The sequence below is a fragment of the Rhodospirillales bacterium genome (genome assembly GCA_016710335.1).
Classification (GTDB): domain Bacteria; phylum Pseudomonadota; class Alphaproteobacteria; order Rhodospirillales; family Defluviicoccaceae; genus JADJXQ01.
Genome location: JADJXQ010000003.1, coordinates 121,286 through 145,212, shown reverse-complemented (window position 1 = coordinate 145,212; position 23,927 = coordinate 121,286). Strand labels below are relative to the sequence as shown.

Here is a 23,927-nt window from a genome sequence, read left to right as displayed (position 1 = left end):
TCTCGGTCGCTTCCGCGTCAGTATCCCAGGGTCAGGGCGCCGGGGCGGCGGGGGTCGGAGGCGCCGGCGACGCGGTCGCCGAGGCGCATGACGGACTGGGCGCTACCCATGGCATCCTTGACGGCGATAGTGTGGCCTTTGGCGGCGAGCAACGCAACGGTATCGGGGCCGAGACCGTCTTCGACGCGGAGTTCGTCCGGAAGCCACTGATGATGCACCCGTGGCGCCGCCTGGGCCGCGGCGATGTTCATGTCATGGTCGATGACATTCATCAGCACCTGCAGCACCGTGGTGATGATGCGGCTGCCGCCGGGGCTTCCTGTCGCCACGAAGGGTTCGCCGTCCTTGAAGACGATGGTCGGCGACATGGAGCTGAGCGGGCGCTTGCCAGGTTCGATGGCGTTCGCCTCGCCGCCGATTAGGCCGTAGGCGTTGGGCACGCCCGGCTTGGCGGAGAAGTCGTCCATCTCGTTGTTGAGCAGGATCCCGGTGCCGGCGGCGACGATGCCGCTGCCGTAGCTGAAATTGATGGTGTAGGTGTTGGCGACGACGTTGCCCGCTGCGTCCATGATCGAGTAGTGGGTGGTCTGGTCGCTCTCGTACGGCAGCGGATCGCCGGGCTTGATATTCTCCGAGGGGGCGGCCCGGTTACGGTTGATCTTGTTTCGCAAGGTCGCAGCATATTCTTCTGAAATCAGGCCTGAAACCGGGACATTGGCATAGTCCGGGTCGCCGAGGTACTCGCTGCGGTCGGCGTAGGCCAGTTTCATGGCCTCCGCCATGAGATGGATGGTCTCGGCGCCGTTGTGGCCGAGGTATCCGATCGGGAAGCCTTCCAGGATATTGAGGATTTGAATGATGTGGATACCGCCGGAGCTGGGCGGCGGCATCGAGGCGATCCGGTAGCCGCGATAGTCGCCGGTGACCGGTTCGCGCGTCACCGTCTTGTAAGCCTTGAGGTCTTCCAGGGTGATCGGACCGCCGTTGGCAGCCATGTCGTCGGCGATCTTGCGCGCGATCTCGCCTTCGTAGAACGCGCTGGCGCCGTTTGCGGCGATCAGCTTCAACGACTCCGCCAGGTCCGTCTGCACGAGCGTGTCGCCCGCCTCGTAGGCCGATCCGTCGGGCTTGAAAAAGATCTTCATCGACTCCGGCCACGGCGCGAACCGCTTCCGGGCCTCCGTCAGCGAGTGCGCGAGATCGCGGCTGACGGTGATCCCGTTCTCGGCCAGAGCGATCGCCGGCGCCATCACCTCCGCCAGCGACATGGTGCCGTGTTCTTCGAGCGCCTTGGTCAGCCCCGCAACCGTTCCCGGCACGCCGGCGGCATGGTAGCTGTAGCGGGACTTCTGGGAATCCACCTCTCCGGCGGCGTCCAGGTACATGTCCTTGTGGGCCGCCGCCGGCGCCATCTCCCGGTAGTCGAGGGCGATGGTCTCATCGGTCTCGGCGGAATGTATCAGCATGAAACCGCCGCCCCCGAGGTTGCCGGCGCGCGGCAGTGTCACCGCCAGCGCAAACCCGACGGCGACGCCGGCGTCGACGGCATTGCCGCCGGCTTTGAGGATGTCGATGCCGATGCGGGTCGCGGTCTCTTCCTGGGTGGCGACGATGCCGTGTTCGGCAGTGACCGGGTGGATGATGTCCCGCTCGGAAATGATCGCCGGTTGCTCTTGCGCCAGCGCTGCCGGAATGGCTGCCGGGAGCGAAAGCGCCACAGATAGAGCGGCGAGCACTGCCGCGCGACGCATGGTCATCCATTGCAAGAGCATCCGGTCCTCCCTCTCCCTGGCCGTCCCCTGTAACCGCTCCGTCGGCCAAGCGCCGGCGGACCGCAGGAGCTCAAGGTTCAATAACAATGCCCGAAGACCGCCGCTTTGTCCAACGCCGGCGCCGCGAGGTTGCCTGAATGCTTCAGGCGGCGACAGGCGAGCGGAATCCTTCCGGCTTGACGGTCAACACCTCGAAATTCAGGTCTCTCAGAACGAGTTCGGCGGTATGGCCGATCAGCAGGCCGGGAACGCCGGTGCGGGTGACGGTCGCCATCACCACGAGCCCGATGCCGAACGCGTCGACGAACGAGAGCACCTCGGAGGCGGCTGCTCCATCTCGAAAGTGGATACGCACGTCGTGGCCCCCGGCTTCGGCTTCGGCAACCTTCTCGGCAAAGCTGAGGAAGCGTGCTTCCGCGGCTCGGCGCTGCGCCGTAAGAGTCCCTTGGATTGCCGGCTCGTCGACCGGCCACCGAAGCGCCCGCAGCAGCACCGGGTCAAGGGGCGCCCACGCCTGAAGCACATGCAGGGTCTGCCGGCGCTGAATGGCGAGCGAAGTCGCCAGCTGCAGGATCTTGACGTTCAGCGCCTCCTCGGGCGTATCGGGCAGCGACGGCGCAACCGCGGCCAGCACCGGCGCGTCGTGATCGGAAACGCCCTCGTCGGCATGAAGCAGCCACACCGCCACCGGACACTTTCGCATGAGGTGGAGGTCGGTGCTGCCGAAGGCGTAGCCCTGGTGCGACGTCCTCTGCGCCGTCTTGACCACCAGGTCGTAGCCGTCGCGGAGCACGCGGCGGATCACCTGGATGAAGATGCGCCCGACCAGGATGTCGACGTCGACGAGGATGCCGCTCGCCCGCAGCGGCTCGGCGATCTGATCGAAGTGCCCGCGCAGCCCGCGGATCACCGCGTCCTGGATCTTGGCGCCGGTCTGCGAACTTTGGAACTCGGTCAGACAGATCATCAGGCCGACCCGCGCGCCGTTGTCGCGGGCAAGGTCGGCGGCCCGGTCGAGGGCGGCCCGGCTGCCGGTGGCACGATCGAACACCACCAGGATTTTCTTGAACCGCTTCATGATGATGCCGCCTCCGGTGCTGTCGCTGACAGTGCCGCGGCGACCGGCGAGACGAAGCCTATCGGCTTGATGGTCAACGCCGAGCAGTCAATCTCGTTGAGCACGCTCTCGGCGGTGTTGCCGATCAACATGCCCGGAATGCCGGTGCGCGCAAGCGTCGCCATCACCACCACATCGACGTTGAGACGGCGGGCGACCGCCGGGATGACGTCGTCCGGCGACCCTTTCTCGAAGTGTACCTGCATCCCGGGGAATCGGGCGCGGAACTCCTCGATCAGTGCGGAGAACCGTTCGCGATGACGGCTCTCGATCTCCTGAACATAGGCGCTGGCGTCCGAGCGGCTGACGCGGAGGAACGGAGAGTGGTAGATCATCTCCTCGTGGGGCACCGACCACGCATGGACGACGTGCACGTCCGTATCCTCGAGAAAGGCTAGTGAGGTCGCGAGCTGCATGATCGTGCGGTTGAGCTGGTAACTCTTCTCGTCCTCGGGATCGGGATCGACTGCGGCGAGCACGCCGGAGCGAGTGCCGGGCTCAGGGTGGACGACCCATACAGCGCATGGGCACTTGCGGAGGAGATGCAGCGCCGTTGTCCCGAACAGGAGTGACGACCTGACCTCCCGCCCGCGCGCCGTCTTCATCACCAGGTCGTGACCGCATTCCAGCACCTGACGGATGATCTCCAGAAACGGCCGGCCGACCCGCACCCGGGTATCGACCTGAAGACCCATGCCGCGAACCGGCGCCACCGCCTCCTCCAGCGCGGTCTCGACGGCACGCACAACGTCCGGCATGTACTCGAGGCCGGTGCCGCCGTCGTGACTTTGCTCGAGCGGCCACAGCACGGTCAACCGTGCGGCGTTGTTGTCGGCGAGCCGGGCCGCGCGCTGCAGGGCGACGTCGTTCCCGGCGAACGTAGACGGAATGACCAGAATGTTCTTGAAACGCTTCATTGCGAGCTCCTCTCTTGCGGTCTGACAGTCTGTCCATGCGAATGCGGCGGTGGCGGGGAAACGGCGTCTCTTCGCAACTCGTCCTCCCGCCACTCGTTGATGACCGTGCCCTGCCACAGCGGCACCCCGCTGCGGTAGGCGGCGCGCGCGATCATGTGCGCGGCCACCGGTGCAGTGATGAAAAGGAAGGCGACGGCGGCGACGACACGAAGGACGACCCAGGTATCGGCGATGTGCAGGGCGACGGCGGCGAGGATGAGGCCGGCGCCGATGGTTCCGGCCTTCGTCGCGGCATGCATGCGTATGTAGACGTCCGGCATACGCACGAGACCGATGCCGGCGATGCAGGCGAAGCCAGACCCCGCGACCAGCAGAATGGCGGTGATCGTCTCGATCATGGCGCTCGGGTCCGGTCGCGGGGGCCGTCGGTAGCCGGCTCCTGGCGGAGCAGACGCTCCTTGTAGCGGGCAAGGGCGACAGTCCCGATGAAACCGGTCAGCGCGAGCACGATAGCGGCGTCGAGAAACGCCGCTTCGCCGGTGGCAATGACGTAGACGCCGGCGAACGCGACCATCAGCACCGTCAGCATGTCGATCGCGACGATACGATCAGCGAGGCTCGGCCCGCGCACCATGCGCCAGAAGCAGCACGCCATGCCGATGAGCAGGAGCCAGTAACTGACGGTCACGGCCAGATCCGTCATCAGTGCATCGTGCGCGGTCATTCCAGCGCCTCCTTGACGCGGCGTTCCATGGCGTTCTTGATCTCGGCGCGAACGGCCTCGACGTCGTCGATGAACATGGTGTGGATGAAAATCGTCATGCGGTCTTCGGCGACGTCGAGCGACAGTGAGCCCGGGGTCAGGGACACCAGGTTGGCGAACACCCAAATGCCGGTGTCCGTGCGCACGTCGAGCGGCACAGCGAGGATTCCGGGGCGGGCGCGATGTCTCGGAGTAACCACGTCCCAGGCGACGCGCAGGCTCGACAGAATCAATTCCCGGAGCATGTAGACGCAGAGGGCGAAGATCTTCCACACGCGCACCAGCACTTTCACGGGCGTTCTCCCAAGACCGCTTCCACGTACGCCCGAGGCTCGAACAGTTCGGCGGCAGCTCGGGTCGCAACCTCCAGGAACGGCTCCGGTGACACCCCGAGGACGACCGTCAGCGCGGTCAGTGCCGCGGCCGGGGCCAGGCGCAGCGTCGTCTCCCCCGGAGACGGCGCCGGTACCGGCGCAGTATCGGATCCGCCTGGAGCCGGCTTCCAGAAGCCAAGGATCCAGATCTTGGTCATGGAGTAGATGGTCATCAGTCCGACCCCGAGAGCGACGGCGGCGATGACGTAGTGCTCGAGGTCGAGGCTCGCCTTGACCAGGATGAATTTGGCCCAGAAGCCCGACAGCGGCGGAAAGCCTGCGAGAGAAAAGGCCGCTATCAGGAATATCACGGCCAACAGTGGCGCCGATTGGTAGAAGCCGCCGATCCGGGAGAGCTCCTGGCAGCCCCCCAAGCGCCCCATCATCCCGCCCACCAGGAACAGGCTGGTCTTTGCGAGGATGTTGTGTACCAGATAGAACACCGCGCCGGCGATGGCGAGCGGGGTGTAGAGGGCGAGCCCCAGCACCATGTAGCCGATCTGGCTGACGATGTGGAAAGAGAGAATGCGACGCACATCGGTCTGAGCGGCGGCGCCGAGGACCCCGGTGATCATGGTGAGCGCCGCCACCCACAGCAGGAGCGTATGAGTGAAGCCGACGTCGTCTGTGAAAATCAGGGTGAACACCCGCATCAGCGCGTAGACGCCGACCTTGGTCATGAGCGCCGAGAGGATCGCCGTCACCGCCACCGGCGGGGTGTGGTACGATGCCGGCAGCCAGAAGAACAGCGGGAACACGGCGGCCTTGATGCCCAATGCGATCAAGAACAGGACCGCGAGTACGCTGACAAGACCCTGATTCTCCACCGCGCCGACGCGGACGCTCAAGTCGGCCATGTTGAGCGTCCCGGTCGCGCCATAGGTGAGGCCGATCGCGGTCAGCAACAGCACGGTCGAGACGAGGTTGATGGCGGCGTACTTGACCGCGCCGTCGAGCTGCGCCCTCTCACCGCCGAGGGTGATGAGCGCAAACGACGCGATCAACATCACCTCGAACCAGACGTAAAGGTTGAACAAGTCGCCGGTGAGGAAGGCGCCGCAGACACCGCCCAGAAGGATGTGATAGAGCGTGTGAAACCCAAAACGCTGGCGTTCGCGGTCGATGTCTGCAACGCCATAAACCGCAACTGCAAAGCCGGTCAGGCCGGCGATCGCAACCATCACGGCGCTGAACAGGTCCGCGACGAGGGTTATGCCGTACGGCGCAGGCCAGGAGCCCATCTGCCCGGCCAGCGGGCCGCCGTTCCAGACGGCCACCAGCAGCATGAGGCAGGGCGCAAGAAGAAGCCCGCCGCCGGCTACGCTCACCGCTCGCTCCACCCGCGCATGGCGGCGCACCAGCAAACAGACGATCGCGGTCGTCATCGGGGTGAGGATAGGGGCGGCGAGGAGCCAGCTCATGCCGCGGATCTTCCTTCGCGATCGACGGCCGCCGCCGGCGTCAGAGCCGGCGGCTCTGCGACGCGCATAGCGTCCGTATCGACCGTTCCAAGCTCCTCCCGCGCTCGGAAGGCGAGGACGAAGGCGAAGGCGAGGAGGCCGAAGCCGATGACGATGGCCGTGAGGATGAGGGCCTGCGGCAGAGCATTGGCAACGTCGGCCGCCGGAGCCAATTGTCCCGGTTGCACCAGCGCCGGAGCGGACGTGGAGAGGCGGCCAGACGCAAAGACCGCGAGGTTGGCGGCATTACTGATCAGCACGAGCCCAAACAGGTAGCGAACCAGGCTGCGGCTCAGCATCAGGTAGACTGCCGCGGCCACCAGCCAGCCGACCAGCACGGCAAGCATCGTCTCCAACTCAGGCATCCTCCTCAAGCGCGAAGACGAGGGTGGTGACGGCGCCGACCACGGCAAGGTAGACGCCGGCGTCGAACATCAGCGGCGTTCCCAGCGGCAGTCCGCCCGGAAACATCCAGAAGCCGGTGAGGAAGGGCTCTGACGCGAAGGCGGCGATCAAGCCGGCAGCAATGGCTACGGCGATCCCTAGCGCGGCGATCACATGCGGGTCCACCCGCAGCATCTTGCGCGTCGCCGCGACATCGTTAGCGATGGCATGGAGAAAAAGCGCCGCGGCGGCGACCAGTCCGCCGACGAACCCGCCGCCCGGGGCGTTGTGCCCACGGATGAGCAGATAGATCGAGAACGTCAGCATCAGTGCGACGACGAAGCGGGCAGCGGCGCCGAGGATGATCGAGTTCACCCGTCCCTCCTCTGTGTCCTCAGCTTGAGGAGCGAGTAGACGCCAAGTGCGGCGGCCGTCACGACGATGATCTCGCCTAGGGTGTCGAGTGCGCGAAAATCGACGAGGATGACGTTGACGATGTTGCGACCGTACGCGTCCGGCACGCTTGCTGCCGCATAAAATCGGCTCAGATCGTCGCTCATCGGCGCATCCAGCACCGCGAGCAGCACCGCGGCGATCGCCGCACCGGTGGCGACCGCCACCGCACCGTCGCTGGCGCGACCGCCTCGTCCCGGATGCGTTGCGCCGACGAAGCGCGGCAATTTCAGCAGTATGACGGCAATGATGACGAGGAACAGCACCTCGACAAGGAGCTGGGTGATGGCGACGTCCGGTGCGCCGTAGAACAGGAAGATCAGGGCGACGCCCGACCCGACGACCCCGATGCCGCATATGGCGACCAAGCGCGACGCCGTCAGGATCGGCAGCAGAGCGCCTCCGGCGATCAGCACCAGAACACCCAGTTCGTGCATGGGAACACCCGGCCAATCGGCCGGCCAGCGAGCGGCATCCTTGGCAACGAGGGTGCCGCCGACGGACAACGCGGCGACCGTAAAGATGACCTTGAGGTAGCGGCGCAGGGAGCCGGTCTGCAGGATCCTCGTCTGTCTCTCCGCGAGCCAAAGCACGCCGTCCTTGACCCGATCGTAGCTGCGGTCGCCGCTCATCGGCAGACGAGCCACCAGTACGGAGAGGGCCGCCCGCATTCGGCGATGGCTGATGTACAAACCGAGACCGATCACGATCGTGAGCACGCTCAGCATCAGCGGCACGTTGATGCCGTGCCAAAGCGCCAGCTTCACGCTCTCCGGTGCACCCTGAACGGCGGACACGGCCGGCTGTATCAGGCCGTTTGCGACAACCGGCGGCACTAGACCTAATATCAGACCGAGGACGGCCAGGATCAGTGGACTGAGCCACATCGCGAGCGGCGGCTCATGCGGCCGTCGCACCAACGCGCCGCCACGGGCGAAGAACGGGCGCACCGCGACGATGCCGGCGACGGCCACCATCAACGCGTTGGCGGCGACGGCGGCAGCCGCGACGAAAACCGGTTCGGACGCCACCGCCAGTGCGCCCTCGTACTTGAGTTCCTTGCCGATGAAGCCGAGGAACGGTGGAAACCCAGCCATCGACAATGCGGCTGCGGCTGCGGCGACGGCGGTAATCGGCATCGCCCGCGCCAGACCGCCGAGCTGCTCTGTGTCGCGGGTTCCGGCCTCTCGTGCGATGCAGCCGACCACCAGAAACAGTGCGCACTTGTAGAGCGCGTGGACGAGCAGGAACGTGATTGCTGCGGCCAGGGCAACGCTGGCCTCGGAGCCCAGGAACATCGTCAACGTGCCGAGCGCCATTACCGTCGTGTAGGCCAGCGCCAGCTTGAGATCGGTCTGCCGCAATGCCATGAGCGACGCCCAGAGTGCGGTCGCCGCACCGACGACGGTCAGCGTCCAGATCCATTCCGGCGTCCCGGACAGCACCGGGTGGGTGCGTGCAAGGAGATAGATGCCGGCCTTGACCATGGTCGCGGAGTGCAGATATGCGCTGATCGGCGTCGGCGCCGCCATCGCGTTCGGCAGCCAGAAATGAAACGGAACCTGCGCCGACTTGGTGAACGCGCCGATAAGCACCAGCGCCAGGATGGCGCCGTAGTGCGGGTGCTCCCTGACGGCGGCGCCGGCTTTCGTGAGTGCGGACAACTCCCATGATCCGCCGGCGCCGGCGAGCAGGATCAGCCCGGCGAGGAGCGCCAGACCACCGGCGGCGGTGATCAGCAGCGCCTGCCAAGCGTTGCGCCGCGCCGTCTCAGAGGCATGATCAAAGCCGATCAGGAGGAACGAGGCGACAGTCGTCAACTCCCAGAACACGAACAGGGTGATGACGTTGTCGGCCAGCACGAGACCGAGCATGGAAGCCTGAAACAGGATGAGGTAGACGAAGAACCGTCCTGCGCCGGCATGTCCGCGCATGTAGTCGAGCGAATAGAGTCCGACAAGAGCGCCGATGCCGGTGACGAGAAGGGTCATCAAGAGGCTGAGGCCATCGAGCAAGAACGACAGTTCAATACCGAGGGACGGCACCCACGCCACGGCAACCCGGAAGATCCTGCCTCCCGAAACGTCCGGAATCGCGGCAGCCGCAGCCGTTGCGGCTGCGAGTGAGACCGCAACGAACAGCCAGCCGGCGGGATGCCGGCCTACGCCGACTGCGGTGTCAGCGGTCGCCACGGCTGGCCTCCGGGCGGCCGGCAGCGGGCGCGGCGCGCATAGCTTCGACATGGACCCGCAGCGCACGGATCTCGGCGAGTATTGCGCCGCGCTCGTCATGGGCGGCCTGCTCATCCTGTTCGCGCGTCGCCTCGTGCTCCGACTGCATGGCGCTGACGACGACGGCGATGAACAGGTTCAGAACCGTAAACGAGGCGACGAGGATGAACGGCACGAAGAAGGCCCACGCGTAGGGGTAGGCCACCATGATTGGCCGCACCATTCCCATCGACCAGCTCTCGAGGGTCATGATCTGGAAGAGGGAAAACAGACTGCGGCCGATGGAGCCGAACCATTCGGGAAATTCGACGCCGAACAGCTTGGTCGCCATCACCGCAGCCACATAAAAGATGAGCGCAAGAAGCGCCGCGATGGAGCTGATGCCGGGGATCGCTGCGAGCAGCGCCTGCACCACCATCCGCATCCGCGGCACCGCCGAGATCAACCGGAGCGCCCGCAGCACCCGCAACGCCCGAAGCACCGAGAAGCCCTGCGTCGCCGGCACCAGCGCGAAGGCAATGACGACAAAGTCGAACACGCTCCATGGGTCGCGGAAGAAGCGCATTCCGTGGGCGCAGATGCGCGCGGCGATCTCGATGGTGAAGATGGCGAGCAGGACCCGATCGGCGGCAAGAATCATACCTCCTGCCGTCTCCATCGCCGCCGGCCAGGTTTCCAGGCCAAGGGTGACCGCATTGAGCACGATCAGCGACAGGATCAGGCGCTGGAACGCCGGCGCCTCGACGGCGTCCCTGAGCCGCGCCTGCACGGACGGATCGGATTTCGGCTGCTGCAGAGTGACCACCGTCATCGCTTGCGCTCGCAACTCCGCGCCGCGTCAGGCGGCGCGGAGTTGCGATGATGCGGTGCCGGCGGCCAACTCACGCGCGGCGATGACGGCGAGGCGGTCCATCTCTGCAGCGATTGCCGCCTCGTCCAGCGGCGCTGCCGACGCGGCACTATCGGCGGCGATGGCACGGACCAGCGCCTCGTCGCCACGCAGTTCGATCCCTTGGCCTACCACCCGGACGGCGTATTCTGCCGCGGCGTCCGGGGACAACCCGGCTTGGTCCGCGGCCCAAAGCCCGAGCAAGCGGTTGCGGCGGTTGCGGATGCGGAAGGCGAGATCCTGGTCGAAGCAGTGCTTGGCGATTTCGTGACGTGCAGTGGCGTTGAGGCTGTTCATGACGCACTCCCTGGATGATGCAGGCCGGCAGCCGACATGACGGCGCCGGCGCGTTTGGCGACTCAACCGAATACCGGTTCATCGCCCTCCCACAAGACATGGGGCAGCTGGTCTCTAAAGAAAAATCGATTAAAGGATGATATTTGATAGCCGGGGTCTATCAAACGGCGTCAGGTACGGATGCGGGCGCTGCGTCTCCGTCATCAAGGATCGAGACCTCCGGCACTTCCGCCGCGAGCACCTCGCGGATGTGGGCGGCAAGAGCAAGATACTCATTCCTCCGTGCCGACCCCGAACGCCAGACGAGGCCGATGTCGCGGCACGGCGACGGATCCTCGAACGGCCGGACCACCAGTTGCGGGTCCCGGCGCACCGCCGCACGCACGTATAGCGACGGCAAGAAAGTTGCTCCCATCCCCATCGCCGCCATCTGGCGCAAGGTGTCGAGGCTGGTGGTGGCGAAGTCGAAGAACGGCTGGGCGCCGTGCTGGCGGCACAACGCGAGTACCTTGCCGTGCAGGCTATGGCCCGACTCGAGCGCCAGCACCGTCAGCCCCTCGAGATCGGCGGCAGCCAATCTGTGCTTGGCGCCGATCGGATGATCGTTGGGCAGCGCCAGCCACAACGGCTCGCGAAACAGGACCGTGACCGAGATCCCGGCGCGCCGCATCGGCACCGGGTAGAGCAGGAGATCGAGGTCGCCCTCCTCCAGCCGCCGGATCAGGCCGGCGGCGGTGTCCTCACGAAGATAGAGGGCGAGGCGCGGGTGGCGCTGGTGCAGGTAGGGCAGGATCAGCGGCATCAGGTACGGTCCGAGGGACGGCAGCACGCCGAGGCGCAGCGTACCCTCGAGAATGTGGCGACCGCGCTCGGCGAGATCGACGATGTCCTGAACGTCGCGCAGGACCCGCCGCGCCCGATCGGCAACTTCGCGGCCGACAGGGGTCATCACCACCCGCCGACGGCTGCGCTCGACCAGCTGCACTTTGAGCCGTTCCTCCAGCTCGCGGATTTGGTCACTCAGCGTGGGCTGGCTGACGTGGCAGCTCTCGGCGGCGCGGCGGAAGCTGAGCGTCTCGGCCACCGCCACCAGGTAACGCAACTGACGAAGCGTCGGCATGGGCACGATGTTAGCCGTTTTCCCGGCTTCGGCCAGTACTTGGCAAGCGAAGGGACCGCACCTGGTGACTCCTGTCGGAGGCAGTTGCAACCGAGCGGCTGTCTCGCGCATTGTCCGACCATGCGGATCACCTTCGGAAACATTTCTTCGGCGGCCATGATCGTCCTCGCCGCCGTCTGCCTGCAGGCACAACAATCAGCAGCGGCCGGGCTCGACACCTCGCAGCGCGACGACGCCGCTTGGCCAGCCTATCCGGACATGCCGTTCACCATCGCCATCGACCCCCGCCAGCCGCCGATGACGGGGCGCGGCGGCATCATCGTCCACGACCTCACCGGCGACGGGCGGATGGACTACATCCTGTCCACCAGGGACAACGACTTTGGTCCCGGCCGCGCCGCGATCAGCGCCTATGACTGGGGCGGTCACCTGTTGTGGATCGCCGACGACGTCGACATCCAGATGAACGGCAATGCGGAACGGCACGGGCTCCCTGGATGGCAGGGGCCGGGCGTAGCCGCCGGCGACATCGACGGCGACGGCGCCGCGGATGTCCTCAACCTCGACACCGCCAACCGGGTGGTGGTGCGCGATGGCAAGACCGGCGACGTCAAGCGAACCCTCGGGCCGTTCGCTCTGCCCGAGGGCGCTCGGCAATGGAGCCACCTGCAGATCGTCGATCTGCGCGGAGCCGGCGACCGCGACCTGATCCTGCAGGCGGACCCCTACCCGTTCCGCTGGCTGAAGGCGATCCGCGCCGACACCGGCGCCGATCTGTGGGCGGTCGACGGCTATGAAGGCCCGAAGCACGGCGGCTTCCGCGCTGCCGACATCGACGGCGACGGCCGCGACGAGGTGGCGGGGGCGACCATCATCGACCACGACGGCCGTCGCATGAACACCTGGGACTACGACCGCCCTGCCGCGCATTTCGACGCGCTTGCCGTCGCCGATGTGCGCCCGGATGACCCCGGCCTCGAGGTGGTGCTGCTCGAGGAGCAGACTTGGGAAGACGACCCGTCGATCTTCCGAGAGCGTCGGCGCGACGACCGCACGTCGCTAGTCTCCCAACGTCGCATCCACTGGTCGGCCGGCTACAAGGGGTGGGAGCCCCAGAACGCCGCCGTCGGCAAGTTCGAGGAGGGGCGCGAGGGCCTGCAGATCTGGAACCGCAGCCGCTTCAACAAGAACCAGCAGCCGTGGGTGTTGGACCAGGACGGCGACGTGATCGCCCGCTGGTCGATGGCGGACGTCGCGCCGGAGGGCTGGTCCGAGCGTGGCATCGAAATGATCAGCAGCATCGACTGGTTCGGCGGCCCGACCCAGCATCTCGCCGCCAAGGAGCGCCACGAAAGCGGCGCCATCGCCGTCATCGACCCGATGACCGGACGTTTCGTCGCGTGGTGGCCGGAGCAGGCCGACACCGTGTACGTGGCCGACGTGGCCGGCGATGGGCGCGAGGAAATCATCGTCGTCAACGGCGCCGCCGGCGAGATCCGCGTCTACCAGAACGAGGCCATCAATCCCCATCCTCCCAAGCCCAGCCCCTGGACGCAGAACGCCTATCGACGCCAGAAACAGAACTACAACTACTACTCCCCGTGAACGAGTTCCGGCCCGGTCCGGGGTCGGCGATGTCGCTGAGGCGGAGCCCGAACCGGCGCTCAACGGCTCTCGGCTGGTTCGGCGTCGTGCGCGCCGTAAGATCAGCGCCGGAGCGCCTGGAAGGCGGGAAGGGCGCGGTCGATCATGTCGTCGGATGCGGTCAGGCAGATGCGCAGGAACTCCGGCGCGTCGAGAATATGTCCCGGCAGCACGAACACGCCCCGTTCCGCCAAAGCCTCCCAATGCGCGTCAGGGTCGCCTTCCGGCCAACGGCAGAACAGATAGAAGGTTCCCTCCGGCGGAACGACCTCGAAGCCGGCCGCCGGCAGCACGTCCATGAAGCGGTCGCGTCGTCTCGCGAGGGCCGCCTGGTCGATCGAAAGCGACTCCAGGTCGGGGATGGCGTATTGCATGACGGCGTTGGGGAAGCACCACCCGAGCGACATCTGCGCCGAGAACATGGCGTCGCGCAGGGGCTGGCGGTCCTCGGCCGGCATCAGCGGGGAGAACGCTAAATAGCCGAGGCGCTGGCCCGGCGCGAGCAGCACCTTGCCGTAGCTGTACGAGATTAGCGTCCACGGATATACGGCGGCCGGGCTGACGAAGTCCCGGCCGTCGAAGCGGAGGCGCCGGTAGGGCTCGTCGGACAGCAGGAAGATCCGGTGGCCAATGCGGGCGGAAGCCCGGTCGAGCATGGCGGCGAGGGTTTCCAGCGCCGCACGGTCGTAGATGCGGCCGGTCGGGTTGTGCGGCGAGTTGACGATCACCAGCCGCGTCGCAGGCCCGATCGCCCTGTCGATGGCTTCGAAATCCAGATCGAACGAGGGGCGCCGAAGAGCGACCTTGCGCGGCACGGCATCGGCCGCCAGCAGCATCGGCTCGTAGCAGAACCACGCCGGCTCGGAGAAGATCGCCTCGTCGCCCGCGTCGAGCACCAGCCGGAACGCGACCATGATGGCGGCGAACGCCCCCGCGGTAAGCGCGATGTCGTCCGGCTCGAAGCCGAGAGCCAGTTCTGTCGAAAGGCTTTCGACGAGGAACGACCGCGGCTCGTCCTCCGACGTCTTGTAGGCGAACCAGTCGGGCCGATGCGGTACCGCGCGATCCCGAATGGCATCCACCAGCCTGCCGAGCGGCATCTCGTGCGGGTTGCCGAACGTGAAGTCGCAGATGCCGGGCATGCCGCGGCACGCCGCGTACCGGGAAGATGCATAGAAGTCCCTTACGCCCGCAAACGCCGCATCAGCCCGCTGGATGCGCCTGGAGACGACCGGCATCGTTCTGCCCCCTCGACCTGCGCTGAGTGTCGCGCTGCGACCGTACCGATGCGACCTACGGCGAGCCCGCGGGGGGCTTCATGTGGAAGCCGGGTGTCGACCGGGACAGTGCCGTTTCTTCCTCGGTCATGAACTCCACGATGTCCTCGAACAACGGCGACGACAGGTAGCGCTCGCCGGTATCGGGCAGCATGCACAGGATCACCGAGCCCGCCTCGGCCGTCTCGGCGATCTGCACGGCGATCGCGAAGGTGGCACCGCCGGAGACGCCGGTGAAGATCCCCTCCTGCTGCGCCAGCTTCCGCGACCATTCCATACCGACCGGGCCGGGCACCGGAATCAGGTCGTCGTAGTAGTGGTTGTCGATGGCTTCCTGCAGGACCAGCGGGATGAAATCCGGGGTCCAGCCCTGGATCGGGTGCGGCTCGAACGCCGGGTGGCTTTCCGCCGGCATGCCATCACCGGTGCGCCCCTGCGACCGTCCGCTGCCGACGAGCTGAGCGTTGGCGGGTTCGCTAAGGATGATCCGGGTCTCGGGACGAAGCTTGCGGAGCACCCGCCCGACGCCAGCGACCGTGCCGCCGGTGCCGTAGCCCGTGACGAAGTAGTCGAGCCGCTGGCCCTCGAAGTCGGCGAGGATCTCCCGCCCCGTAGTGTTCTCGTGAATGCGCGCATTGGCGTCCGTCTCGAACTGGTGGGCGAGGAACCAGCCGTTGGCTTCCGCCAGCTCCACCGCCTTCCGGTACATGCCGAAGCCCTTCGCCTCGCGCGGGGTCAGGACGACCTTGGCGCCGAGGAACCGCATCAGCTTCCGCCGCTCTATGGAGAAGCTGTCGGCCATGGTGACCACGAGGGGGTAGCCCTTTGCGGCGCAGACCATGGCGAGGCCGATGCCGGTGTTGCCGCTGGTCGCTTCGACGACTGTCTGGCCCGGCTTCAACGTCCCGTTCCGCTCCGCCTCCTCGATGATGCTGACCGCCAGCCGGTCCTTGACCGAAGCCGCCGGGTTGAAGGCCTCGACCTTGACGTACACGGTGACATGATCGGGCGCCAGCCGGTTGATGCGAATACAAGGCGTGTCGCCCACCGTCTCCAACACCGAGTCGTACAACCGGCCGCGTCCCTGCGTGGTCCGGAACCCGTCGTCCGCCATGTCTCCCTCCCAGAAATCCCGCGATTGAGACTTTGTCGCACCAATTCGCGCTCAGGGCAATCGGCAGCGGCGAGTATGGAGAAATGCCCAATGCGCCCGCGACGGCAGAGGAGTGTAGGAGGTTGCGTCTTTTTCGAAGCTTAGCCAGGCCGCGACCTCGACGTAAGCCGATGTCGTCGGGGGGGTCGGCGGAGCCAAGCCCTCGGCGCTCAGTCCGTCGATGTGGAAGGCCACCGCCTCGCGCATCTCGAGTTCTGCATCTTCAAAGGTATTGCCTGTAGCGACGCAGACAGGAAGGTCCGGCGAGTACGCCGAACAGCCGGTCTTGGCTTCTTCCAGGATGATCAAATACCTCATCGTTTCAGGCCAGCCTGTTTCAGAATGCTCTTCAACGCGACGAGAGCGACATCGTCCGGGGTTGCGTCTCCATCAACAGCACTTGGCGCTGTGGCTGTTGTCATAGATCCAGGACGTCCATGCCTCACATCGCCACGGCGCCGGTGTCGTCGGCTTTTAGCGCGAAGGCGGCAGCCATGAGGGCGCGGGTGTAGGGGGTGGCGGGGTTGGCGAAGACTTGGGCGGCGGGGCCTTGTTCCACGACCTTTCCGGCGCGCATCACCAGGACGTCGTGGGCGAGGGCGCGGACTACCTTGAGGTCGTGGCTGATGAAGAGGTAGGCGATGTTGTGCTGCTTCTGGAGGCGGCGCAGCAGGTCGACGATCTGCGCCTGAACGGACATGTCCAACGCGCTGGTCGGCTCGTCCAGCACGATGAAATCGGGCTTGAGGACGAGGGCGCGGGCGATGGCGACGCGTTGGCGCTGGCCGCCGGAGAACTCGTGGGGGTAGCGATCCTGCACCTCCGGGTCGAGCCCCACTTCGGTGAGCGCCTCGGCAATGAGCGCCCGCCGCTCGGCCGCGGTGCCGCCCAGCTTGTGGATCTTGAGGCCCTCGCCGACGATCTGGCCGACCGACATGCGCGGGCTGAGGCTGCCGTAAGGGTCCTGGAACACGATCTGCATGCGCCGGCGTAGCGGGCGCAATTCGGACCACGACAGCCCCTGAAGCTCCCGGCCTTCGAAGGCGATGGAGCCGTCACTCTTCTGCAGGCGGATCAACGCGCGCGCCAGGGTGCTCTTGCCGGAGCCGCTCTCGCCGACAACGCCGAGGGTGTGACCCTGGCGGACGGTCAGGGTGATCCCGTCAACCGCCTTGACATGGCCGACGGTGCGCCGCAGCAGGCCTCGCTTGATCGGAAACCACACCTTAGCATCCTCCGCCTGCATCAACGGCCGGGCGTCCGCCGGCGCCGGCGGCGGCGTGTCCTTCGGCTCGGCGGCGAGCAGGCGGCGGGTGTAGGGGTGGTTCGGCCGGGCGAAGACATCGCCGACCCGCCCCTGCTCGACGATCGCGCCGTCGGTCATCACGCAGACCCGCTCGGCAACGCCGCGGACGATGCCGAGGTCGTGGGTGATCAGCAGCAGCGCCATGTGGAGGCGCTCCTGCAACTCGCGCAGCAGCTTGAGGATCTGCGCCTGGATGGTGACGTCGAGGGCGGTGGTCGGCTCGTCGGCGATGAGCAGGTCTGGCTCGTTGGCCAAAGCCATGGCGATCATGACGCGCTGTTGCTGGCCGCCGGAGAAGGTGTGCGGCAGGTCGTCGAGCCGCGCTTCCGCCTCCGGGAGGCCGACCATGTGCAGGAGTTCGATGACCCGGTCATGGGCTTGGCGGCGGCTGATGTGCCGGTGGACCAGCAGCACCTCCGCGATCTGCTTCTCGATCGAATGGAGCGGGTTGAGCGAGGTCAGCGGCTCCTGGAAGATCATGGTGATGCGGTCGCCGCGGATCTGGCGCATGCGGTCGATCGAAGTGGTGCGCAGGTTCTCGCCGTGGAACCGGACGACGCCGCCCGGATGCCAGGCGTACGGGTACGGCAACAGGCGCATGATGCTGAGTGCCGTCACCGACTTTCCGGAGCCGCTCTCGCCGACCAGCGCGACGGTCTCGGCGTGGTTGACGGTGAACGACACGTTGCGGACCGCGGCAACCTCGCGGGCGCCGCGCCCGAACGAGGTCGACAAGCCGCGGATGTCGAGCAGCGGCCCGGTGGTGGCGTCCATCAAGCGTCTCCCCGGGTAATGGCGGTGCGGGCGCCGGGGGAGACGCGCGGCCCCTCCTCCGCCGCCGGCACCGCCGGCCCGATGTCGGCGAAGGTCTTGCGGGGGTCGAAGGCGTCGCGCACCGCCTCGCCGACGAACACCAACAGCGACAGCATGAGGGCGATGACGAAGAAGCCCGTCAGCCCGAGCCACGGCGCCTGCAGGTTGGCCTTGGCCTGGGCGAGAAGTTCGCCCAGCGACGGGGAGCCCGGCGGCAGGCCGAAGTTGAGGAAATCAAGGCCGGTGAGGATGGTGACCGAACCGGCCAGGATGAACGGCAGGAAGGTCATGGTGGCGACGACCGCGTTGGGCAGCACGTGGCGAAGAATAATGGTGAGGTTGGAGGCGCCCAATGCGCGGGCGGCGCGCACGTAATCAAAGTTGCGGGCGCGGAGGAATTCGGCCCGCACCACGCCGACGAAGCCCATCCACTGGAACAGGAGCAGAATTCCGAGCAGCAGCCAGAAGGTCGGCTCGACGATGCTGACGAGAATAATGATGACGTACAACAATGGCACCGACGCCCACACCTCCATAAACCGCTGAAACAGGAGGTCGACCCAGCCGCCGAAGTACCCCTGCGCGGCGCCGGCGGCAACCCCGACGATCGCCGATACGATGGTCAGCGCGAAGCCGAACAGCACCGAGATGCGAAAGCCGTAGATGACGCGGGCGAGCACGTCGCGGGCCTGATCGTCGGTGCCGAGCCAGTGCTGGCCGTCCGGCGGCGATGGCGCCGGGCTCGCGAGGTCCCAGGCCACCGTCTGGTAGCTGTAGGGGATCAGCGGCATCAGCATCCAGCCACGGTCGTCGATCAATGCACGCACGGCCGGATCGGAATAGTCGGTCTCGGTCGCGAACGGGCCGCCGAAGGTGGATTCAGGATAGGCCGTAAAGATCGGCAGGTAGAGGTCGTCGTCGTACCAGACCACGAATGGTTTGTCGTTGGCGATGAACTCGGCGAACAGGCTGATGACGAACAGGACAAGGAAGATCCAGAGCGACCAGTAGCCCCGCGCGTTGGCGCGGAAGGAGTCAATGCGCCGACGGTTGAGCGGCGTGACGGGGATGCCGAGAACGCGGTTCCGCGCCGGCAGTCGAGACGTCTTGCGGCGCCGGGCCATCTCAGGCGCTCCGGGCTTCGAAATCGATGCGGGGATCGATGACGGTGTACATGATGTCGCCGACCAGGTTGAGGACAAGGCCGAGGAGCGAGAAGAAATAGAGGGTGCCGAACATCAGCGGGTAGTCGCGGCGCAGCACCGCCTCGAAGCCGAGCAAGCCGAGGCCGTCCAGCGAGAAGATCACTTCGATGAACACCGTGCTGGTGAACAGGATGCTGACGAAGGCGCCAGGGAAGCCGGCGATGACGATCAGCATGGCGTTGCGGAACACGTGGCCGTAGAGCACCCGGCGCTCGCGAAGCCCCTTGGCGCGGGCCGTCATCACGTACTGCTGACCGATCTGGTCGAGGAACGAGTTCTTGGTGAGCATGGTGAGCGTCGCGAAGCCGCCGATGACCATGGCGGTGATTGGCAGCGCCAGGTGCCAGAAGTAGTCCAAGATCTTCTCCGGCCACGACAACTGCTCCCAATTGTCCGACACGAGGCCGCGCAGCGGGAACCAGTCCAGGTAGCTGCCGCCGGCAAATACGACGAGCAGCAGCACCGCGAACAGGAACGCCGGCACCGCATAACCGACGATCACCACGGCGCTGGTCCAGATATCGAAGCGCGAGCCGTCGCGGGTCGCCTTTGCGATGCCGAGCGGGATGGAGATGAGGTAGGTCAACAGTGTCGTCCACAGTCCGAGAGAGACCGACACCGGCATCTTGTCCAGCACCAGATCGACGACCGAGGCGTTGCGGAAGTAGCTCTCGCCGAAGTCGAAGACGAGGTAGTTGCCCATCATGGCGAGGAAGCGCTCATGTAGGGGCTTGTCGAAGCCGAACTGTTGTTCCAGTTGCCGGATGAACGCGGGATCCAGGCCCTGGGCGCCACGGTATTTGCTGGTGAAGCCCGTGTTCGTCGCCCCGGCGCCCTGGCCGCCGCCGCCGCTCCCCAAGGTTTCGCCGCCGCCGGCGCGGGTCACCCGCTCGATCGCCGGTGAGCCCTCGCCGGTGAGATCGGCGATGATCTGCTCGATCGGGCCGCCGGGGGCGGTCTGGATGATCAAAAAATTGATCAGCATGATCGCCACCAGGGTCGGGACGATGAGCAACAGGCGCCGAATGATGTAGGCTGCCATTGGCCGCTCCCGCCCCTACCTGGACCGTCGCCGCTTGAGCACGAAATAGAAGGCCAGCAAGCCGACGGCGCTCAACCCCGCCGCCCATGCGCCGATCATCCCCATGCGTTTCGGATCGTCCCGCTCCAGGCGCTGCGTCTCCTGCTCGAAAATGCGCTGATTGAGGCGCGCGACCTCGTCCGGGTCGTACCACCAGTAGCTGATGGAGGTGCCGCGCGGCGGCGTCACCTCCGGACGGTCGAATTTGTCCCAGTAGAGGATGCGGTCGAACCGGATGTGCCAGTTGGGAATGACATAGAAACCCCACAGCAACACCCGGTCGAGGGCGCGCGTGCGGGTGACGAGGCTCTCGCGGTCGGGGGCCTGGATGATCATTTCGATCAACTCGTCGACCACCGGGGTCGATACCCCGGTATAATTGCGCGAACCCGGCAGGTCTGCCGCTTTCGAACCCCAGAAGTCCCGCTGTTCGTTGCCCGGCGATTCCGACTGGCCCCAAACCGCGATGATCATGTCGAAGTCGAAGTCGCGGATGCGGTTGATGTACTGGGACTGGTCGACAAGGCGGACGCTGACCTCGATACCGAGCCGTCCGAGGTTGCGGACGAACGGCAGCACGACGCGCTCGAACGCCGGGCTCACCAACAGGATCTCGAAGCGCATCGGCTGGCCGGTCTCCACGTTGACCAGCTTCATGTCGCGGACTTCCCAGCCCGCCTCCTCGAGAAGCGCGAACGCGGTTTTCAGGTTGTCCCGCGGCCAGCCGGAGCCGTCGGTCTGCGGCGGCCGGTAGGCTTGCGTGAACACGCGCTCGGGGAGGCTTCCGCGGAACGGCTCGAGGATCGCCAGTTCCGCCTCGGTCGGCAACCCGGTGGACGCGAGCTCGGAGTTGGAGAAATAACTTTCGGTGCGGGTGTACTGGCCGAAGAACAATGCGCGGTTGGTCCACTCAAAATCGAACGCGTACGCCAGAGCCTCCCGGACCTTCGGATCCTGGAACGGCGGCCGGCGCGTATTGTACGCGAAAGCCTGCATGCCGGTCGGGTTCATGTGCGGGATCAGCTCTTTCTTGAGCAGGCCCTCCCGTACAGCCGGCACATCGTAATCGAGAGCCCACGCCTTGGCCTGGTTCTCCTCGCGGTAGTCGAGCACGCCGGCCTTGAGGGCCTGGCGGATCACCGTGTCGTCGCGGAAGTACTCGTAGCGGAGCTGGTCGAAGTTGTTGATCCCCTGGTTGACGGCGAGATCCTTGCCCCAATAGTCGGCGACGCGCTCGGTCACCACAAAGCGCCCTGCCTCGAACTGGGTGATCTTATAGGGTCCACTGGCCAGCGGCGGCTCCAAGGTGGTGCTGGTGAAGTCCCGATCCTGCCAATAGGCCTTGGAGAGGATCGGGATCTCGCCGGCGATCAGCGGCAACTCGCGGTTGCCGGCTTCGGCGAAGGTGAATTTGACCGCGCGGTCGCCGACATTCTCGGCGGCGACGATGGAGGCGTAATAGAAGCGGTAGAACGGAGCGCCCTCTGCCTTCAAGGTCTCGAACGAAAAGATCACGTCCTCGACGGTGATCGGCGTGCCGTCGTGCCATCGTGCTTCCGGGCGAAGCGTGAACGTCACCCAAGACCGATCCTCCGGCCAGGCAATTCGTTCGGCGATCAGGCCATATCGGGTGAACGGCTCGTCGGCGCTGGAGACGGTCAACGTCTCGACGCCGATGGCGGAGAAAGGATTGCCGCGGATGATGAACGGATTGAAGCTGTCGAACGTGCCCTGCACGCCGAGCCGCATGCTGCCGCCTTTCGGGGCGTCCGGGTTGACGTAGTCGAAATGCTCGAAAGTCGCGTCGTATTTCGGCTCGCCGTGCATGGCGATCGCATGGCTCACATGAACGGTGTCCGCTTCGGCGCGCACCGGCGCCGGCGCCCCCGTCAGGAGGAAAACGGCGCCGAGCGCAAGTGCCGTCATGGCGGCCACAAGAACCCTCAAGCGGCCAACGCCTCCCGGGCCGCGGCATGAATGGCGGGGTCTCCCGCCGCGAGCACCCGCCCGTCGGACGCAAGGTCCAGCGGCTGTCCCTGCCAGTCGGTGATCATGCCGCCGGCGCCGGTGATGACCGGCACCGCCGCACAGTAATCATAAGGCTGCATGGACGCCTCGCAGACGATGTCGACGGTGCCGTTGGCGAGCAGGCCGTACGCATAGCAATCGGCGCCGTAGACGGCGGCCCGGCATCGCGTCCGCAGCCGGGTGAAGGCGTCGGCGTTGTCCGGGCCGGCAAACATCTCGGGCGAGGTGGCGTAGAGCCACGCAGCCCCGAGTTCCACGCAGGGGCGCACCTTGACGATCTGGCGGTTGAAGACGGTCGGGCGACCGGCCACCCCCACCCACCGCTCGCCCAGAGCAGGCATGTCGATGACTCCCACGACGGGCTCCCCATCGCGGAGCAGCGCGATCAGGGTGCCGAACAGCGGCTTTCCGGTCACGAACGACTTGGTGCCGTCGATGGGATCCAACACCCAGACGTACCTGGCGCTCGACCGCACCCGGCCGTACTCCTCACCGATTATGCCGTGCTGCGGATAGATCTGCTCGATGAGACGACGCATCGCCGCTTCGGCTTCACGATCCGCGACGGTGACCGGGCTGGCGTCGAACTTGCTCTCGATCCGGACATCGCTGCGGAAGTAGCCGAGCACGATCGGCCGCGCTGCGTCGGCGATGCCCTCGGCGAGCGCAACGGCGGCATCGACATCAAGTATCCCGCTAATCACGGCAGCGCGGGCGGTTCATCGCTGTGCTCGCGCAAGTACAGGATAACATCGGCGCGGTCCTTGGGCTTCTTCAGTCCGGCAAAGCTCATCTTGTTGCCAGGCGAGAACCCTTTCGGGTCCTCAAGATAGGCGGACAGATCCTGATAGGTCCATTCGCCTTCAAGGCTGGATAGGGAATCGGAATAGCTGAACCCTTCGGCAGCGGCTATGTCGCGGCCGACCACGTTCCACAAATTCGGGCCGACCCGGTTGCCGCCGTCCTTTTCTATGGTGTGACACGCCTTGCACTTGCGGAACACCTTCTCTCCAGCCCCGGCGTCCCCGGACGCCAGCAGCGCCGCCAACCCATTGCCGCCCTCCTCGGCCGCGGGGGTCTCACCGGTCGTGCCCTCTGGTTTGGCAGCCTCCCCTTCGGCCGCCGCCTGGGTTTGCTCCGCCTGGGTTTGCTCGGCTTGGGGTTGCTCTGCCTGGGGTTGCTCTGCCTGGGGTTGCTCTGCCTGGGGTTGCTGCGTCGCCTCTCCCTCCGCCGGCGCTGGGCCGCCCTCTTGGGGAGGCGCAGATCCTTCGGCATCTGCCGGCGCGGAGGCGGGCCCGTCCGCTTGGGGCTCCGCCTGAGCCTCGCCCGTTGACTCTCCTGACGTGGCGGGGGGCGCGGCCTCCTTCGCCTGAGGCTCCGGCAGCGGCGGCGGGTTTTCGCTGTTCTCGCGGAGATAGGCGATGACCTCGGCGCGCTGTTCCGGCTTGCTGAGCCCGGCAAAGCTCATCTTGGTGCCCGGCGCGTAGCCCCTGGGGTTTTCGAGGTACTGGTTGAGTTCGTCGTAACCCCACGCGCCCTTGAGCCCGATGAGCGCGTCCGAGAATGCGAATCCCTCCTTGCTGGCGATGTCCCTGCCGACGACGTTGTGCAGGTTGGGCCCGACCTTGTCAGGTCCGCCCGCC

The 23,927-nt window shown here is 66.2% G+C and carries 23 protein-coding genes; 1 reads left to right on the top strand and 22 read right to left on the bottom strand.

Going from position 1 to position 23,927, the window contains the following annotated elements; genetic code table 11:
• Positions 1 to 17 precede the first annotated feature (17 nt).
• From ggt to IPM60_06355, 13 genes are all read right to left on the bottom strand, one after another.
• On the bottom strand, positions 18 to 1,751 hold the full coding sequence (gene ggt, locus IPM60_06415) for a gamma-glutamyltransferase (protein ID MBK8907529.1): 1,734 nt from the start codon (positions 1,749 to 1,751) through the stop codon (positions 18 to 20).
• Between the two features lie 163 nt (positions 1,752 to 1,914).
• Entirely contained in the window at positions 1,915 to 2,850 is a 936-nt protein-coding gene (locus tag IPM60_06410) for a universal stress protein (GenBank protein MBK8907528.1), read from the bottom strand.
• A complete protein-coding gene (locus IPM60_06405) occupies positions 2,847 to 3,806 on the bottom strand; it encodes a universal stress protein (protein ID MBK8907527.1) in 960 nt (319 codons plus the stop codon). The genes IPM60_06410 and IPM60_06405 overlap by 4 nt, the downstream gene beginning before the upstream one ends.
• Complete coding sequence (locus tag IPM60_06400) at positions 3,803 to 4,204, bottom strand: monovalent cation/H(+) antiporter subunit G (GenBank protein ID MBK8907526.1); 402 nt, start codon at positions 4,202 to 4,204, stop codon at positions 3,803 to 3,805. Before IPM60_06400 ends, IPM60_06405 begins: the two co-directional genes overlap by 4 nt.
• Positions 4,201 to 4,509, bottom strand: coding sequence for a cation:proton antiporter (locus IPM60_06395; GenBank protein MBK8907525.1), 309 nt, complete (start codon positions 4,507 to 4,509; stop codon positions 4,201 to 4,203). The genes IPM60_06400 and IPM60_06395 overlap by 4 nt, the downstream gene beginning before the upstream one ends.
• Before the next feature lie 17 nt (positions 4,510 to 4,526).
• Positions 4,527 to 4,814 carry a Na+/H+ antiporter subunit E gene (locus IPM60_06390; GenBank protein ID MBK8907524.1) on the bottom strand — a complete coding sequence of 96 codons (288 nt, stop codon included), beginning with the start codon at positions 4,812 to 4,814 and terminating at the stop codon, positions 4,527 to 4,529.
• A 44-nt stretch (positions 4,815 to 4,858) separates the two neighbouring features.
• Positions 4,859 to 6,364 (bottom strand): Na+/H+ antiporter subunit D, encoded by a 1,506-nt coding sequence (locus tag IPM60_06385; protein MBK8907523.1) that lies wholly within the window; start codon positions 6,362 to 6,364, stop codon positions 4,859 to 4,861.
• Positions 6,361 to 6,759 carry a Na+/H+ antiporter subunit C gene (locus tag IPM60_06380; protein ID MBK8907522.1) on the bottom strand — a complete coding sequence of 133 codons (399 nt, stop codon included), beginning with the start codon at positions 6,757 to 6,759 and terminating at the stop codon, positions 6,361 to 6,363. The genes IPM60_06385 and IPM60_06380 overlap by 4 nt, the downstream gene beginning before the upstream one ends.
• A gap of 1 nt (position 6,760) precedes the next feature.
• Entirely contained in the window at positions 6,761 to 7,162 is a 402-nt protein-coding gene (locus IPM60_06375; protein ID MBK8907521.1) for a Na+/H+ antiporter subunit B, read from the bottom strand.
• Positions 7,159 to 9,483, bottom strand: coding sequence for a putative monovalent cation/H+ antiporter subunit A (locus IPM60_06370; GenBank protein ID MBK8907520.1), 2,325 nt, complete (start codon positions 9,481 to 9,483; stop codon positions 7,159 to 7,161). Before IPM60_06370 ends, IPM60_06375 begins: the two co-directional genes overlap by 4 nt.
• Positions 9,419 to 10,282, bottom strand: coding sequence for an ion transporter (locus IPM60_06365; GenBank protein MBK8907519.1), 864 nt, complete (start codon positions 10,280 to 10,282; stop codon positions 9,419 to 9,421). The genes IPM60_06370 and IPM60_06365 overlap by 65 nt, the downstream gene beginning before the upstream one ends.
• Before the next feature lie 27 nt (positions 10,283 to 10,309).
• Positions 10,310 to 10,657 carry a DUF1476 family protein gene (locus tag IPM60_06360; protein ID MBK8907518.1) on the bottom strand — a complete coding sequence of 116 codons (348 nt, stop codon included), beginning with the start codon at positions 10,655 to 10,657 and terminating at the stop codon, positions 10,310 to 10,312.
• 160 nt (positions 10,658 to 10,817) lie between these two features.
• On the bottom strand, positions 10,818 to 11,777 hold the full coding sequence (locus tag IPM60_06355; protein ID MBK8907517.1) for a LysR family transcriptional regulator: 960 nt from the start codon (positions 11,775 to 11,777) through the stop codon (positions 10,818 to 10,820).
• A 120-nt stretch (positions 11,778 to 11,897) separates the two neighbouring features.
• Between IPM60_06355 and IPM60_06350 the strand changes: the two genes are divergently transcribed.
• Positions 11,898 to 13,382, top strand: a complete 1,485-nt coding sequence (locus IPM60_06350; GenBank protein MBK8907516.1) for a hypothetical protein — start codon at positions 11,898 to 11,900, stop codon at positions 13,380 to 13,382.
• Positions 13,383 to 13,483: 101 nt separating this feature from the next.
• Here IPM60_06350 and IPM60_06345 read toward each other — a convergent pair whose 3' ends face one another.
• The 9 genes from IPM60_06345 to IPM60_06305 form a co-directional block, all read right to left on the bottom strand.
• Positions 13,484 to 14,659 carry an aminotransferase class I/II-fold pyridoxal phosphate-dependent enzyme gene (locus IPM60_06345; protein MBK8907515.1) on the bottom strand — a complete coding sequence of 392 codons (1,176 nt, stop codon included), beginning with the start codon at positions 14,657 to 14,659 and terminating at the stop codon, positions 13,484 to 13,486.
• Between the two features lie 55 nt (positions 14,660 to 14,714).
• A complete protein-coding gene (locus tag IPM60_06340; protein ID MBK8907514.1) occupies positions 14,715 to 15,812 on the bottom strand; it encodes a pyridoxal-phosphate dependent enzyme in 1,098 nt (365 codons plus the stop codon).
• Positions 15,813 to 15,863: 51 nt separating this feature from the next.
• Entirely contained in the window at positions 15,864 to 16,169 is a 306-nt protein-coding gene (locus IPM60_06335; protein ID MBK8907513.1) for a type II toxin-antitoxin system HicB family antitoxin, read from the bottom strand.
• 124 nt (positions 16,170 to 16,293) lie between these two features.
• Positions 16,294 to 17,931, bottom strand: a complete 1,638-nt coding sequence (locus tag IPM60_06330; GenBank protein MBK8907512.1) for an ABC transporter ATP-binding protein — start codon at positions 17,929 to 17,931, stop codon at positions 16,294 to 16,296.
• Positions 17,931 to 19,094: an ABC transporter permease gene (locus IPM60_06325; protein MBK8907511.1), complete on the bottom strand. Its 1,164-nt coding sequence runs from the start codon at positions 19,092 to 19,094 to the stop codon at positions 17,931 to 17,933. The genes IPM60_06330 and IPM60_06325 overlap by 1 nt, the downstream gene beginning before the upstream one ends.
• Before the next feature lies 1 nt (position 19,095).
• Positions 19,096 to 20,217, bottom strand: a complete 1,122-nt coding sequence (locus IPM60_06320; GenBank protein ID MBK8907510.1) for a microcin C ABC transporter permease YejB — start codon at positions 20,215 to 20,217, stop codon at positions 19,096 to 19,098.
• Positions 20,218 to 20,232: 15 nt separating this feature from the next.
• Entirely contained in the window at positions 20,233 to 22,182 is a 1,950-nt protein-coding gene (locus IPM60_06315; protein ID MBK8907509.1) for an ABC transporter substrate-binding protein, read from the bottom strand.
• Positions 22,183 to 22,199: 17 nt separating this feature from the next.
• Positions 22,200 to 22,976 (bottom strand): histidinol-phosphatase, encoded by a 777-nt coding sequence (gene hisN, locus IPM60_06310; protein ID MBK8907508.1) that lies wholly within the window; start codon positions 22,974 to 22,976, stop codon positions 22,200 to 22,202.
• An 8-nt stretch (positions 22,977 to 22,984) separates the two neighbouring features.
• Positions 22,985 to 23,752, bottom strand: a complete 768-nt coding sequence (locus IPM60_06305; GenBank protein ID MBK8907507.1) for a c-type cytochrome — start codon at positions 23,750 to 23,752, stop codon at positions 22,985 to 22,987.
• Between the last annotated feature and the right edge of the window lie 175 nt (positions 23,753 to 23,927).

What these genes read in the sequence shown, in the direction of transcription:
- IPM60_06360 (MBK8907518.1), bottom strand. Translation starts at nt 10,657, where the DNA reads ATGAACAGCCTCAACGCCACTGCACGTCACGAAATCGCCAAGCACTGC.
- IPM60_06305 (MBK8907507.1), bottom strand. Translation starts at nt 23,752, where the DNA reads ATGAGCTTTGCCGGGCTCAGCAAGCCGGAACAGCGCGCCGAGGTCATC.
- IPM60_06370 (MBK8907520.1), bottom strand. Translation starts at nt 9,483, where the DNA reads ATGTCGAAGCTATGCGCGCCGCGCCCGCTGCCGGCCGCCCGGAGGCCA.
- IPM60_06395 (MBK8907525.1), bottom strand. Translation starts at nt 4,509, where the DNA reads ATGACGGATCTGGCCGTGACCGTCAGTTACTGGCTCCTGCTCATCGGC.
- IPM60_06390 (MBK8907524.1), bottom strand. Translation starts at nt 4,814, where the DNA reads ATGCTCCGGGAATTGATTCTGTCGAGCCTGCGCGTCGCCTGGGACGTG.
- IPM60_06355 (MBK8907517.1), bottom strand. Translation starts at nt 11,777, where the DNA reads ATGCCGACGCTTCGTCAGTTGCGTTACCTGGTGGCGGTGGCCGAGACG.
- IPM60_06325 (MBK8907511.1), bottom strand. Translation starts at nt 19,094, where the DNA reads ATGGCCCGGCGCCGCAAGACGTCTCGACTGCCGGCGCGGAACCGCGTT.
- IPM60_06335 (MBK8907513.1), bottom strand. Translation starts at nt 16,169, where the DNA reads ATGAGGTATTTGATCATCCTGGAAGAAGCCAAGACCGGCTGTTCGGCG.
- IPM60_06385 (MBK8907523.1), bottom strand. Translation starts at nt 6,364, where the DNA reads ATGAGCTGGCTCCTCGCCGCCCCTATCCTCACCCCGATGACGACCGCG.
- IPM60_06315 (MBK8907509.1), bottom strand. Translation starts at nt 22,182, where the DNA reads ATGACGGCACTTGCGCTCGGCGCCGTTTTCCTCCTGACGGGGGCGCCG.
- IPM60_06365 (MBK8907519.1), bottom strand. Translation starts at nt 10,282, where the DNA reads ATGACGGTGGTCACTCTGCAGCAGCCGAAATCCGATCCGTCCGTGCAG.
- IPM60_06340 (MBK8907514.1), bottom strand. Translation starts at nt 15,812, where the DNA reads ATGGCGGACGACGGGTTCCGGACCACGCAGGGACGCGGCCGGTTGTAC.
- IPM60_06410 (MBK8907528.1), bottom strand. Translation starts at nt 2,850, where the DNA reads ATGAAGCGGTTCAAGAAAATCCTGGTGGTGTTCGATCGTGCCACCGGC.
- IPM60_06405 (MBK8907527.1), bottom strand. Translation starts at nt 3,806, where the DNA reads ATGAAGCGTTTCAAGAACATTCTGGTCATTCCGTCTACGTTCGCCGGG.
- IPM60_06330 (MBK8907512.1), bottom strand. Translation starts at nt 17,931, where the DNA reads ATGGACGCCACCACCGGGCCGCTGCTCGACATCCGCGGCTTGTCGACC.
- IPM60_06350 (MBK8907516.1), top strand. Translation starts at nt 11,898, where the DNA reads ATGCGGATCACCTTCGGAAACATTTCTTCGGCGGCCATGATCGTCCTC.
- IPM60_06400 (MBK8907526.1), bottom strand. Translation starts at nt 4,204, where the DNA reads ATGATCGAGACGATCACCGCCATTCTGCTGGTCGCGGGGTCTGGCTTC.
- ggt (MBK8907529.1), bottom strand. Translation starts at nt 1,751, where the DNA reads ATGCGTCGCGCGGCAGTGCTCGCCGCTCTATCTGTGGCGCTTTCGCTC.
- IPM60_06320 (MBK8907510.1), bottom strand. Translation starts at nt 20,217, where the DNA reads ATGGCAGCCTACATCATTCGGCGCCTGTTGCTCATCGTCCCGACCCTG.
- IPM60_06345 (MBK8907515.1), bottom strand. Translation starts at nt 14,659, where the DNA reads ATGCCGGTCGTCTCCAGGCGCATCCAGCGGGCTGATGCGGCGTTTGCG.